We start from the raw sequence: 13,641 nt of genomic DNA on the forward strand, positions 1-13,641 counted from the left end.
CGTCCCGTCGCCCTGCGCCATCCGTCACGTCGACCCTACATTCGCCGTCGGTACGGACGGCCGCACGCGGGTGGAGCCGATGGAAGCAAGGGGCGAAGGGCCCGGGCCCGCCGCCACCGGCGGGCCCGGGCCTGCGCGCGATCAGGCCGGGCGGAGCCAGACGGTGGCGAGCGGAGGGATGATCAGCTCGGCGCTGCGGGGCTGGTCGTTCCAGGCGACGGGCTCGGCCTTGGTCGGGCGGGAGTTGGCCACACCGCTGCCGCCGAAGCGCGCGGCGTCCGTGTTGAGCGCCTCCTGCCAGAGCTGCTCGCGCCCCTCCAGCCGGGGCAGGCCGACCCGGTGGCCGCGCCGGACCACCGGCGCGAAGTTGCAGACCGCGACCAGCGGGGTGCCGTCGGCGGCGTACCGGACGAAGGAGAGCAGGTTGTCCTCGGCCGCGCCGCCGTCCAGCCAGCGGAAGCCGTCGGGGGTGTTGTCCTGCTCCCACAGCGCGGGGGTGGCGCGGTAGACCCGGTTGAGCTCGCCGACCAGCCGCTGGACGCCCTGGTGCTCGGCCGCGGCCGGCCAGTCGTCGGCGAGCACCCACCACTGCGGGCCGTGCTCGTGGTCCCACTCCGCCCCCTGGGCGAACTCCTGCCCCATGAAGAGGAGTTGCTTGCCCGGGTGGGCCCACATGAAGCCGAGGTAGGCCCGGTGGTTGGCGCGCTGCTGCCACCAGTCGCCGGGCATCTTGGCGACCAGGGCCTGCTTGCCGTGCACCACCTCGTCGTGCGAGATCGGCAGGATGTAGTTCTCCGAGTAGGCGTACACCATCGAGAAGGTGATCTCGTTGTGGTGGTACTTGCGGTGCACCGGCTCCTTGGACATGTAGACCAGCGAGTCGTGCATCCAGCCCATGTTCCACTTCAGCCCGAAGCCGAGGCCGCCGGTGTCGGTGGGGCGGGTGACGCCGTCCCAGGCGGTGGACTCCTCGGCGATGGTGATCACCCCGGGGCAGCGCCGGTAGACCGTGGCGTTCATCTCCTGAAGGAAGGCGGCCGCGTCCAGGTTCTCCCGCCCGCCGTACTGGTTCGGGGTCCACCCGCCGCCCTCGCGGGAGTAGTCGAGGTAGAGCATCGAGGCGACGGCGTCCACCCGCAGGCCGTCGATGTGGAACTCCTCGCACCAGTAGACCGCGTTGGCCACCAGGAAGTTGCGCACCTCGGTGCGGCCGTAGTCGAACTCCAGGGTGCCCCAGTCCGGGTGCTCGGCCCGCAGCGGGTCGGCGGGCTCGTAGAGCGGCTCGCCGTCGAACCGGGCGAGCGCGAAGTCGTCCTTGGGGAAGTGCGCGGGCACCCAGTCGACGATCACGCCGATGCCGTGCCGGTGCAGCGTGTCGACCAGGTGCTTGAAGTCGTCCGGGCTGCCGAGCCGGGCGGTCGGTGCGTAGAAGCCGGACACCTGGTAGCCCCAGGAGCCGCCGAACGGGTGCTCCATCACCGGCATGAACTCGACGTGGGTGAAGCCGAGTCGATCCAGGTAGCCGGGCAGCTCGGCGGCGATCTCGCGGTAGCTGGTGAGATCCGGCCGCCAGGAGGCGAGGTGCAGCTCGTAGACCGACATCGGCGCGCGGTGGTGCACCGAGCCCGCCCGCCGGGCCAGCCACTCGGCGTCGCCCCACTCGTAGTGCGAGGTGTGCACCACCGAGGCGGTGTCCGGCGGGCACTGCGCGGCCCGGGCCAGCGGGTCGGCCTTCTCCAGCACCCAGCCCTGCTTGGTGCGGATCTGGTACTTGTACGTGGTGCCCTCGCCGAGCCCCGGCACGAACAGCTCCCAGATGCCCGAGGAGCCGAGCGAGCGCATCGGGTGGCCGGTGCCGTCCCAGTGGTTGAAGTCGCCGATCAGCCGCACCCCGACGGCGTTCGGCGCCCAGACGGCGAAGGTGGTGCCGCGCACGCCGCCGACCTCGCGGACGTGCGAGCCGAGCGCCCGCCAGAGCTGCTCGTGCCGGCCCTCGGCGATCAGGTGCAGGTCCAGCTCGCCGAGGGTGGGGGCGGCCCGGTAGCCGTCCTCCTGGGGCAGCAGCCCGGTGCCCGGGTAGGACACCTTCAGCCGGTACGCCGGGAAGTCCTCGCCCGCCAGCAGGCCGGTGAACAGGCCGGACCGCTGGTGGGTCAGCTCGGCCGGGCCGTGCTCGGTCTCGATCAGCACCCGCTCGGCGAACGGGCGCAGCACCCGGATCGCGGTGCCGCCCTGGGTGGGGTGCGCGCCCAGTAGAGCGTGCGGGTCGTGATGGCCGCCGGACACCAGCCGGTCGACCTCGGCCGGCGGCAGTGGTGCCTCCGGCAGCCGGAGCACCGAGTCCGGGCGGGCCTGGGCGACCGGCCGGTCGGCGGGCTCGGCGGGCTCGGGCTCTGCGGAGCGCCGGGCCGGCGGCCGGGGCGCGGACGGCGGCGCCTGCCGTCCGGCGGGCGCCGGTCCGGTCTGGGCCGCGGGCCGGCCGTCGGACGGCTCGGTCCGCCGAGCCGCCCCGGCCGCCCGCGACCGACCCGCCCGGGCTGGGGTGCCCCGCTCGGGCAGGAAGGTGGCGGGCACGGCGGGGTTGGTGCGGTCGGGCTTCGGGCCGAGCGGTGTCACGACGGGATCCTCCTGCGGCGGTGGTTGTGCGGGGGTCAGACGGTGAGGGCCAGGCGGTTGATGGCGGCCAGCGGGATGGGGAGCCAGCTGGGCCGGTGGCGGGCCTCGTACACCACTTCGTAGACCGCCTTGTCGATCTCCAGGGCGCGCATCAGCTCCGGTGCGGCCGTGGGGTCGGTGCCGCCGCCCGCGGTGTACCCGGCGCAGTACGCGGCCCGGTTGCGGGCCGCCCAGGCCGCGGCCAGGTGGGCCAGCTCCGGGTCGGTGCCGGGGGCGCCGGCCAGCAGGTGGGCGGCCGCGTAGTCGAAGGAGCGGAGCATCGCCGCCACGTCCCGCAGCGCGGGCTGCGGCAGCCGGCGCTCGGCCAGCGGCTTGGCGGGCTCGCCCTCGAAGTCCAGCAGCACCCAGCCGTGCGGGGTCCGCATGGCCTGGCCGAGGTGCAGGTCGCCGTGGATCCGCTGGACCTGCAGGCCGTCCAGGTGGTCGGCGGTGAGCTGCTGGAAGGCGGCCCGCAGCGCCGAGCGGTAGCGCAGCAGGCCGGGGACGGCCGCCACCGCGCTGTCCAGCCGGTCCGCCATCGCGCCGGCCAGCCGGGCGATCCGCTCCCGGTCGAGCCGGTCGGTGGGCATCGACCTGGCCAGCACCCGGTGCACCTCGGCGGTGGCCCGGCCGAGCCGGTGCGCCTCGATCGCGAAGTTACCGGGGGAGGGGTCGCCCTTGAGCCGGGCGACCTGGTCGAGCGCGAGCTCCCAGCCGTCCTCGGCGTCCGGCAGGTAGCGCTGGAGCAGGCCGAGAGTGGCCGGTTCCGATCGCTCCAGCCGGCTCTCGAACCACGCCGCCACCCGGGGGATGCGGGTGGAGCCGGCCCGCGAGAGGGCGAGCGAGAGCTCCAGGTCCGGATTGGTGCCGGGGCTGATCCGGCGGAACAGCTTGAGGATGAAGGCGGTGCCGTAGATCACCGAGCTGTTGGACTGCTCGGCGGTGGAGGCCCGGCCGGGCAGGTTGCCGGGCAGGCCGGGGCCGGGGGTGCGGCGGAAGGACAGCGGGCCGAACCGGTCGCCGGTGGCCAGGTGCTCCAGCAGCCGGCCGGTCAGCTCCGGGTCGTGCACGGCGTCGTAGAGCATCGCCCCGTCGTAGGTGGTGCCCTGCAGCCGGCCCAGCACGGCGCCGGGCGGGATGCCGCCCGGCTCGTGCGAGCGGATGCCGAGCAGCAGTTGGTAGATGTCGCCCTGGGCGGCCGGCCCGGTGCCCTGCTCGACCCGCAGCAGCAGGTGCAGCAGCGCCGGGTCACCGACCTGCAGGGGGGTGCCGACCACCGGGGTCAGCCCGGTGATGGCCCGCCCCTTGCCGGCGTACCAGCGCTGGGTGGGGAGCCAGTCGGCGATCAGCGGCAGCGCGGCATGGACCAGCTCGCTGACCCCCGCGGCTGTTCTCCGGGCCCCGGATCCGCGCGTACCGACGGGCCCGGGGGCGCCGTCGGGCGTGTCGCGGTGCACTTGGGCTTGAGAACGGGAGGTTTCGGACATGACTCCCTTTCCCCGGAAGCGGGCGGACTGCCCGACGGGTCCTGGCCGGGTCCGTCAGTCTTCCGGATTTCGGCGGCGCGGCGGCGACGGCACGCGAGCGGGGCTCGGGTGTCACGCCATAGTGTGGGTGGCCGTTGGGCTGTTCTCCGTACGCGGTGGTGCAGAGGCCTCCGGGGGCGCGGGGTGGAGCTCTCGCGCCCCCGGAGGGTAGGTGCTGTGGGGCCTGATGGATCGTTACTTCGAGGGCGGTGCTACTTCGCGCCGGGCTTGCGGAGCTGGAACCAGTAGAAGCCGTGGCCGGCCAGGGTGAGCAGGTACGGCCACTCGCCGATGGACGGGAAGCGCACGCCGCCGATCAGCTCGACCGGGTAGCGCCCCCCGTACCGCCGCAGGTCCAGTTCGGTCGGCTGCGCGAACCGCGAGAAGTTGTTCACGCACATGACCAGGTCGCCCTCGTACTCGCGCACGAAGGCCAGCACCGCGGGGTTGCTGGAGGGCAGCTCGGTGTAGCTGCCGAGGCCGAACGCCGGATTGAGCTTGCGGATCTCGATCATGCGACGCGTCCAGTGCAGCAGCGAACTCGAACTGCTCTGCTGTGCCTCGACGTTGGTCACCTGATAGCCGTACACCGGGTCCATGATGGGCGGCAGACTGAGCCTGCCCGGGTCGGCGGACGAGAAACCCGCGTTGCGGTCCGGCGTCCACTGCATCGGGGTCCGGACGCCGTCCCGGTCGCCCAGCCAGATGTTGTCGCCCATGCCGATCTCGTCGCCGTAGTAGAGCACCGGCGAACCGGGCAGCGAGAGCAGCAGGGCGGTGAACAGTTCGATCTGGTTGCGGTCGTTCTCCAGCAGCGGCGCGAGCCGGCGGCGGATGCCCACGTTGGCCCGCATCCGCGGGTCCTTCGCGTACTCCGCGTACATGTAGTCGCGCTCCTCGTCGGTGACCATCTCCAGGGTCAGCTCGTCGTGGTTGCGCAGGAAGATGCCCCACTGGCAGCCGGAGGGGATGTCCGGGGTCTTGGCGAGGATCTCGGAGACCGGGTAGCGGGACTCCCGGCGGACCGCCATGAAGATCCGCGGCATCACCGGGAAGTGGAAGGCCATGTGGCACTCGTCGCCGCCGGAGGCGAAGTCGCCGAAGTAGTCGACCACGTCCTCCGGCCACTGGTTGGCCTCGGCCAGCAGCACGGTGTCCGGGTAGTCCGCGTCGATCTCCTTGCGCAGCCGGCGCAGGAACTCGTGGGTCTCCGGGAGGTTCTCGCAGTTGGTGCCCTCGCGCGCGTACAGGTACGGCACCGCGTCCAGCCGGAAGCCGTCGATCCCGAGGTCCAGCCAGAACCGCAGGGCCGCGATCACCTCCTCCTCGACCCGCGGGTTGTCGTAGTTCAGGTCCGGCTGGTGGGAGAAGAACCGGTGCCAGAAGTACTGCTTGCGGACCGGGTCGTAGGTCCAGTTGGAGGTCTCGGTGTCGACGAAGATGATCCGGGCGTCCGGGTACTGCTTGTCGTCGTCGGCCCACATGTAGAAGTCGCCGTACGGGCCGTCCGGGTCGTTGCGGGAGGCCTGGAACCACGGGTGCTGGTCGCTGGTGTGGTTGACCACGAAGTCGATGATCACCCGCATCCCGCGCAGGTGGGCGGCGTCCACGAACTCGACGAAGTCGGCCAGGTCGCCGAACTCGGGCAGCACCGACTTGTAGTCCGCCACGTCGTAGCCGCCGTCCCGCAGCGGGGAGGCGAAGAACGGCGGCAACCAGAGGCAGTCCACGCCCAGCCACTGCAGGTAGTCCAGCTTCTCGGTGAGCCCCTTGAGGTCGCCGACCCCGTCGCCGTTGCTGTCCTGGAAGGACCGCACCAGGACTTCGTAGAAGACCGCGCGTTTGAACCAGTCCGGGTCCCGGTCCTTGCTCGGTGTCTCGGCGAAGGTGTCGGGGACGGGCTCGTTGACTGTCACTGAGGATGCCTCCGAACGGTGAGGAGGTGGGCCGGCCCGGCGGACGGGTCGAGCCGGACGTAGTTGTGCCGGGCCCAGGTGTAGGTGGCACCGGTGAGCTCGTCGTGCACGGTGATCGGGTGGTCGCCGTCGAGGGTGACGGTCGCCTCCTGGGCATGCCTCGGGTCCAGGTTGACCACCACGATCACGTGGTCCTCGATGCCGTCCTCGGTGGTCGCGGACTTGGAGTAGGCGATGACCTGGTCGTTGTCGGTCGGATGGAAGCGCAGGTCGCGCAGCTGCTGCAGGGCGGGGTGCCGGCGGCGCAGCCGGTTCAGTGCGGTGAGCAGCGGGGCCAGGGTGTCCTGCCGGGTCCAGTCCCGGGGGCGCAGCTCGTACTTCTCGGAGTGCAGGTACTCCTCCGAGCCCGGGTGGGCCGGATCGTTCTCGTAGTGCTCGAAGCCGGCGTACACGCCGTAGCTGGGAGCCAGCGTGGCGGCCAGCACGGCGCGGACGGCGAAGGCCGCCGGGCCGCCGTGCTGGAGGAAGTCGGGCAGGATGTCCGGGGTGTTGGCGAAGAAGTTCGGCCGCATGTACGCGGCGGCCTCACCGCTCAGCTCGGTCAGGTACTCGGTGAGCTCCTGCTTGGTGTTGCGCCAGGTGAAGTAGGTGTAGGACTGGTGGAAGCCGACCTTGCCCAGGGTGTGCATCATCGCCGGGCGGGTGAAGGCCTCGGCCAGGAACACCACGTCCGGGTCGGTCCGGGCGATGTCGGCGAGCACCTTCTCCCAGAAGCTGACCGGTTTGGTGTGCGGGTTGTCCACCCGGAAGATCCGCACCCCGTGGGTCATCCAGAACCTCAGGATGCGCAGGGTCTCCTTGACGATCCCGTCGAAGTCCTGGTCGAAGTTGACCGGATAGATGTCCTGGTACTTCTTGGGCGGGTTCTCGGCGTAGGCGATGGTGCCGTCGGCCCGGTGCGAGAACCACTCGGGGTGCTTGTTCACCCACGGGTGGTCGGGCGAGCACTGGAGGGCGAAGTCGAGGGCGACCTCCAGGCCCAGCGCGCCGGCCTCGGCGACGAAGTGGTCGAAGTCCTCGATGGTGCCCAGGTCCGGGTGGACGGCGTCGTGGCCGCCCTCCGGCGAGCCGATCGCCCAGGGCGAGCCGACGTCGTGCTGACCGGCGGTCAGGGTGTTGTCCGGGCCCTTGCGGAAGGCTCGGCCGATCGGGTGCACCGGCGGCAGGTAGACCACGTCGAAGCCCATCGCGGCGACCGCCGGCAGCCGCTCCGCGGCGGTCCGCAGCGTGCCGGAGACCGGCGCCGCGACCCCGGACGGGTCGACCACGGCCCCCTCGGAGCGCGGGAAGAACTCGTACCAGCCGCCGTACAGCGCGCGCTGCCGGTCCACCTGGAGCGGCAGCGGGCGGGAGGCGCTGACCAGCTCGCGCAGCGGGAAGCGGGCCAGCAGCGCCGACACCTCCGGGGCCAGTGCGGCCGCGTAGCGGCTGAGGGTGGGCAGGCCCGGGTCGCGCAGCGCGTCCACGGCGGCCAGCACATGGGCCCGGCCGTCCTTCTTCGGCACTCCGGCGGCGGCGCGCTCCAGCAACTGTGCGCCCTCCTCCAGGACGAGCGCGGTGTCGATCCCGGCCGGCAGCTTCACCGCGGCGTGCCGGCGCCAGGTGGCCACCGGGTCGCTCCACGCCTCGACCAGGTACGACCAGCGACCCTCGGCGGTCGGGGTGACGTACGCGCCCCAGCGGTCGGTGCCCTCGGCCAGCTCGCGCATCGGGGTCCACGGGCCGCTGCGGCCGCGGGGGTCGCGCAGCACCACGTTGGCGTTGACCGCGTCGTGGCCCTCGCGGAACACCGTGGCGCTGACCAGGAAGCGTTCCCCGACCACCGCCTTGGCCGGGCGGCGACCGGCGTCCACGAGCGGGGAGACGTCCAGGACGGGGATGCGGCCGATCACGGTGTCGCTCTCTGTCGTCTTGCGGGCCGCCGCCCGGCGGGGGGTGGATCCCGCCGGCGCGGCCTTCGCGGTGCCGGTCTTCTTCGGGGCGGTCTTCGCCGGGCTGGTGCCGGTGGCGCTGCTCTTCGCGGTGCCGGTCCTGGTCGTGGTGGTGCGCGCGGTGACCGGCCGGGTGGGGGCCGCCGCGGCGGCCGCCGTCTTGCGCGGCGCCCGGCGGGCCGGGGCGGCGGCGCCGGTCGCGGCGCCCGGGCCGCCGCCGCGCGGGGCGGGCAAGGGCGGCTCCGTGGTTGACGGTGTGTCGGGTGAGCCCGACGGCGAGATGGACTGGTCCCGCGTGTCGCCGTGCATGCCAAACTCCTGCCCGAGATCGGCGGCGGCTCCCGCGGGCCGGTGGCCGGGGAGTGCCGGGGGAACTGCTGGCTGAGGAAGGACGTGCGACCGGAAGCCTGCCCGCACCGACGCGCCCGGCAACCTGCCCACCGGCCCGCGACCGCGGCCCGCGCCCGAGCGGCCGCGCGCGTCCCGGCGCGCGCCACTCGGGACACGCCCCGAGGTGACCCAACCCAACCGGAAACGAGCGGAGCAGGGGCGAGGACACGCGCTGAGGCCGCAGTTGAGGGCCGAACGGGCTAAGGAAGGAGGGTGAGGATGACGGTTCGCCAACGAGGCATTCCCGGACCTGGAGCAGCGGGGTGCGCCAACCGGCTCGCACTTCCCGCGGCACCAACGACCTTTGTGCATCCTCGCACCACCGGCAAGTCCTAGGAGCCGGTATGCATGCGGTTTCGGACGATGAACGGGGGCAAATCAGACAGCCGACATGCAGCTGTTCCCAAGTGTTTACGCGCCCAGGGCGCGCCCTCCGCCCGCCGTGCGCCCCCTGCGCCCCCCGTCTGCCGGAGTGCGCCCAATGCGATCTCACCAATGGACCGAACGGGTGCGCAATACGGTAGTTGACGCTCCTTCAGGCGCGCCTCGGGGTCTACGCTTCAGGTCGTGAAGGCAATCCGCAGATTCAGCGTCCGCACTGTCCTGCCCGAGCAACTCCAGCCGCTGCACGAACTGGCGCTCAACCTGCGCTGGTCCTGGCATCCCGAGACCAGGGAGCTGTTCCGCTCGGTCGACCCGGAGGTCTGGGCCGCCGTCGGGGAGGACCCGGTCCGGTTGCTCGGCGAGGTGCCGGCGGCCCGGCTGTCCGCGCTCGCCGCCGACCGGCGGTTCCTGCGCAGGCTAGGCGACCTCGCGGACGACCTCCGCGACTACCTCACCGGCCCGCGCTGGTACCAGTCCGCCCTGCCGCCCGGCGACGGCTCGGGCCCGCTGCCGGCCGCCATCGCCTACTTCTCGCCCGAGTACGGCATCGCCGCCGCGCTGCCGCAGTACTCCGGCGGGCTCGGCATCCTGGCCGGCGACCACCTCAAGGCCGCCAGCGACCTGGGCGTGCCGATCATCGGCGTCGGTCTGTTCTACCGGCACGGCTACTTCCGCCAGTCGCTCTCCCGGGACGGCTGGCAGCAGGAGCGCTACCCGCTGCTCGACCCGGACGAGCTGGCCGTCAGCCTGCTGCGCGAGCCGGACGGCACCCCCTGCCGGGTCGACCTGGCCCTGCCGGCCGGCCGCAGCCTGGCCGCGCACATCTGGAAGGCCCAGGTGGGGCGCGTCCCGCTGCTGCTGCTGGACTCCGACATCGAGCCCAACGGCCCGGCCGAGCGCAACGTCACCGACCGGCTGTACGGCGGCGGCAGCGAGCACCGGCTGATGCAGGAGATACTGCTGGGCATCGGCGGCGTCCGGGCCGTGCGCAGCTACTGCCGGCTGACCGGGCACGCCGCCCCCGAGGTCTTCCACACCAACGAGGGCCACGCCGGCTTCCTCGGCCTGGAGCGGATCCGCGAGCTGGTCGGTGCCGGCGAGAAGCCGGTCGAGGGCGCCCCCGCCGGGCAGCCGGAGCTGGACTTCCCCGCGGCACTGGAGGCGGTCCGGGCCGGCACTCTGTTCACCACCCACACCCCCGTCCCGGCCGGCATCGACCGCTTCGACCGGGACTTGGTGGCCCGGCACTTCAGCGGCGACGCCGCGCTGGCCGGCGTGCCGGTCGAGCAGGTGCTCGCGCTCGGCGCCGAGACCTGGGCCGACGGCGATCCCAAGCTGTTCAACATGGCCGCCATGGGCCTGCGGCTGGCCCAGCGGGCCAACGGCGTCTCCACCCTGCACGGCGAGGTCAGCCGGGCGATGTTCAACGGCCTGTGGCCGGGCTTCGACGCCGCCGAGGTGCCGATCACCTCGGTCACCAACGGGGTGCACGCGCCGACCTGGATCGACCCGGCGGTGGTCCGGCTCGGTGCCGGCGAGATCGGCCTGCAGCGGGCCGAGGACGCGATGACCATCGGCGAGGAGAAGCGCTGGACGGGGCTGGAGCGGATCGCCAACGCCGAGATCTGGGAGCTCCGCCGCAGCCTGCGGGCCCAGCTGGTGGAGGAGGCCCGGAGCCGGGTGCGCGCCTCCTGGCGCCAGCGCGGCGCCGGTGAGGCCGAGCTCGGCTGGGTCTCGGCCGCGCTCGACCCGGACGTGCTCACCATCGGCTTCGCCCGGCGGGTCCCCTCGTACAAGCGGCTGACCCTGATGCTGCGCGACCAGCAGCGGCTGCGGTCGCTGCTGCTGCACCCGACCAGGCCGGTGCAGATCGTGGTGGCGGGCAAGGCGCACCCGGCGGACGACGGCGGCAAGCGGCTGATCCAGCAGCTGGTGGCCTTCGCCGACGACCCGGCGGTCCGGCACCGCATCGTCTTCCTGCCGGACTACGACATGGCGATGGCGACCCACCTCTACCCGGGCTGCGACGTCTGGCTGAACAACCCGCTGCGCCCGCTGGAGGCCTGTGGCACCTCCGGAATGAAGGCGGCCCTGAACGGCTGCCTCAACCTGTCCATCCTGGACGGCTGGTGGGACGAGTGGTACGACGGTCAGAACGGCTGGGCGATCCCCACCGCCGACAGCTCGGGGCTCGGCCGGCTCGACCCGGAGAGCGCCGAGGCGGAGAAGCGGGACGACATCGAGGCCGCCGCGCTCTACGACCTGATCGAGCACCAGGTCGCCGCCCGGTTCTACGACCGGGGTGCGGACGGGCTGCCGCACCGGTGGATCTCGATGGTCCGGCACACCCTGGTCACCCTCGGCCCGAAGGTGCTGGCCGGCCGGATGGTCCGCGAGTACGTCGAGCGGCTCTACGCCCCGGCGGCCGACGCCCAGCGCGAGCTGGCCGCGGCCGAGCCCGACGGGCCCTCGTACCCCGGTGCACGGGAGCTCGCCGAGTGGAAGGCGCGGGTGCGGCAGGCCTGGCCGGCCGTCCGGGTCGAGCACGTCGAGGCCGACGGCCCGGACGAGGCCCAGGAACTCGGCAGCACGCTGGCCCTGCGGGTGCAGGTCTCGCTCGGGCCGCTCCAGCCCACCGACGTCGAGGTGCAGGTGGTCTCCGGCAAGGTCGACGAGAGCGACGGCATCTCCGACGCGGTCGCGCTCGCCCTCAAGCCGGCCGGCGGCCCCGACCTGGACGGGCGGCGCCGCTACGAGGGCTCGCTGGAGCTGTCCCGGACGGGCCCGTTCGGCTACACCGTCCGGGTCCTGCCGGCCCACCCGCGGCTGGCCTCCCCGGCCGAGCTCGGACTGATCGCCCTCCCGGCGGAGGCGGTCGGTATGGATGCGGGCATCCTGCGGTGACCACCGGCTGAATCATGGTTGCGCGGTCCCTCCGCGGTCATTATCGTCACTCTGACGCAATGACCGGGAGGGACCGTGCCCATCAGCGACTACCTGAGCGAGCTCACCGCGCCGCTCACCACCGTGCTCTGCCACGTGGGCCAGGACGAGGTGACCTGGGCGGAGCTGCTCGGCTTCGCCACCGGCGCGGCCGGCGTCTGGCTCACCGTGCGGGCGAGGATCTGGAACTTCCCGGTCGGCATCGCCAACAACCTCTTCTTCCTGGTGCTCTTCGCGGGCGCCCGGCTCTACGCCGACGCCGCCCTGCAACTGGTCTTCCTGGCGCTCGGCGCGCACGGCTGGTGGCAGTGGCTGCGCGGCCGCCCGGACGGCGCCGCCGGTCCGGCCTTCCGGCGGGCCGGGGCCGGGACCGTGCTGACCCTGGCCGCGCTGCTGGCGCCGGCCACCTGGGGGCTCACCGTGCTGCTCACCCGGGCCGGTGACAGCGCGCCGTTCTGGGACGCCCTCACCACCGCCCTCTCGCTGGCGGCGCAGTGGCTGCTGAACACCCGGCGGATCGAGACCTGGTACTTCTGGATCGCCGCCGACCTGGTCTACGTGCCGCTCTACCTGAGCCGGTCGCTGGACCTCACGGCGCTGGTCTACCTGCTCTTCCTGGCCATGTGCGGGCTCGGCCTGCGGGCCTGGCACCGCGACCTGGCCGCCCCGCGCCTGCCGGTGGTGCCGGCATGAGCGCGCGCTTCGGACACGGCCTGGTGATCGGCAAGTTCTACCCGCCGCACGCCGGCCACCACTTCCTGATCCGGGCCGCGGCCGACGCCTGCGAGCTGGTCACCGTGGTGGTGATGGCCGCCGACCGGGAGTCGATACCGCTGGCCGCCCGCCTCGCCTGGGTGGCCGAGGCCTGGGCCGGCGAGCCGCGGGTCCGGGTGACCGGCGTGGTGGACAACCTGCCGGTCGACTACGAGAGCGCGGAGGTCTGGGCCGCGCAGGTCGCGCTGATGCGCGCGGGCGTGGCCCAGGCGCCGGCCGCCGGGCCGGTGACGGCGGTGTTCAGCTCGGAGCCGTACGGGGTGGAGCTGGCCCGGCGGTTCGGGGCCGCGCCGGTGGTGCTGGACCGGGCGAGGGAGACCTTCCCGGTCTCGGGCACCGCGGTGCGGGCCGACCCGGCCGGCCACTGGCCGGAGCTGGAGCCGCCGGTGCGGGCCTGGTTCGCCCGGCGGGTGGTGGTGCTGGGCGCCGAGTCCACCGGCACCACCACGCTCTCCCGGGACCTCGCCGCTGCGCTGCGCGCCCGGGGCGGCCCGCACGCCTCGACCGGCTGGGTGCCGGAGTACGGCAGGGAGTTGACCGCGGCCAAGCTGGCCGTGGCCCGGGCGACGGCCGCGCCCGGCCGGCCGGCGCCGACCGTCTTCGACCTGGAGTGGGACGACGCCGACTTCGAGCTGGTCTGCCGGCGGCAGGGCGAGGCGGAGGAGCGGGCCGCCCGGGCCGGCGGGCCGGTGCTGGTCTGCGACACCGACGCGCTCGCCACCACGGTCTGGCAGGAGCGCTACCGGGGGGCGGTCACCGAACCCGTGCGCACCCTGGCCGCCGGGCTGTCGCCCCGGGCGCTGTACCTGCTGACCTCGGACCAGGGCGTGCCGTTCCACGACGACGGGCTGCGCGACGGCGAGCACCTGCGGCCCTGGATGACCGGCCGCTTCCGGGAGACCCTGGCGGCCGGTACCACCCCCTGGCTGGAACTGACCGGCGACCGCGAGGAGCGCCTGCGCCTCGCCCTGGCCGCGGTCGACCGTCTGCTCGCCGAGGGCGTCCCCCTGGCCGACCCACCGGGCTAGGGCCGGTCGGACCTGGCCCGGGCGCCGTACCGCG

General features: G+C 73.3%; 7 protein-coding genes. 3 read left to right on the forward strand and 4 right to left on the reverse strand.

Annotation, left to right across the window (positions count from 1 at the left end; genetic code table 11):
• Nucleotides 1–141 precede the first annotated feature (141 nt).
• From glgB to AB0K43_RS12420, 4 genes are all read right to left on the reverse strand, one after another.
• The gene (gene glgB, locus AB0K43_RS12405) at nucleotides 142–2,616 is read right to left on the reverse strand and encodes a 1,4-alpha-glucan branching protein GlgB (RefSeq protein ID WP_363638682.1); all 2,475 of its coding nucleotides are present in this window, start codon (nucleotides 2,614–2,616) and stop codon (nucleotides 142–144) included.
• 35 nt (nucleotides 2,617–2,651) lie between these two features.
• Nucleotides 2,652–4,112: a maltokinase gene (locus AB0K43_RS12410; protein WP_363638684.1), complete on the reverse strand. Its 1,461-nt coding sequence runs from the start codon at nucleotides 4,110–4,112 to the stop codon at nucleotides 2,652–2,654.
• 281 nt (nucleotides 4,113–4,393) lie between these two features.
• Nucleotides 4,394–6,097, reverse strand: a complete 1,704-nt coding sequence (gene treS, locus AB0K43_RS12415; protein ID WP_350638035.1) for a maltose alpha-D-glucosyltransferase — start codon at nucleotides 6,095–6,097, stop codon at nucleotides 4,394–4,396.
• Nucleotides 6,094–8,049, reverse strand: a complete 1,956-nt coding sequence (locus AB0K43_RS12420) for an alpha-1,4-glucan--maltose-1-phosphate maltosyltransferase (protein ID WP_363638797.1) — start codon at nucleotides 8,047–8,049, stop codon at nucleotides 6,094–6,096. The genes treS and AB0K43_RS12420 overlap by 4 nt, the downstream gene beginning before the upstream one ends.
• Before the next feature lie 996 nt (nucleotides 8,050–9,045).
• On the opposite strand from AB0K43_RS12420, the gene glgP reads away from it, so the two are divergent.
• From glgP to AB0K43_RS12435, 3 genes are all read left to right on the forward strand, one after another.
• Complete coding sequence (gene glgP / locus AB0K43_RS12425; protein WP_363638686.1) at nucleotides 9,046–11,766, forward strand: alpha-glucan family phosphorylase; 2,721 nt, start codon at nucleotides 9,046–9,048, stop codon at nucleotides 11,764–11,766.
• Between the two features lie 75 nt (nucleotides 11,767–11,841).
• Nucleotides 11,842–12,498, forward strand: coding sequence for a nicotinamide riboside transporter PnuC (pnuC, locus tag AB0K43_RS12430; protein WP_363638688.1), 657 nt, complete (start codon nucleotides 11,842–11,844; stop codon nucleotides 12,496–12,498).
• Nucleotides 12,495–13,607: an AAA family ATPase gene (locus AB0K43_RS12435; RefSeq protein ID WP_363638690.1), complete on the forward strand. Its 1,113-nt coding sequence runs from the start codon at nucleotides 12,495–12,497 to the stop codon at nucleotides 13,605–13,607. Before pnuC ends, AB0K43_RS12435 begins: the two co-directional genes overlap by 4 nt.
• Nucleotides 13,608–13,641: the final 34 nt, after the last annotated feature.

Origin of the sequence: Kitasatospora sp. NPDC049258 (assembly GCF_040678895.1) — a bacterium.
Lineage (GTDB): Bacteria > Actinomycetota > Actinomycetes > Streptomycetales > Streptomycetaceae > Kitasatospora.

Bases quoted from the DNA above. Each gene is read 5' to 3' on its own strand.
- AB0K43_RS12435 (WP_363638690.1), top strand. From the start codon at position 12,495: ATGAGCGCGCGCTTCGGACACGGCCTGGTGATCGGCAAGTTCTACCCG.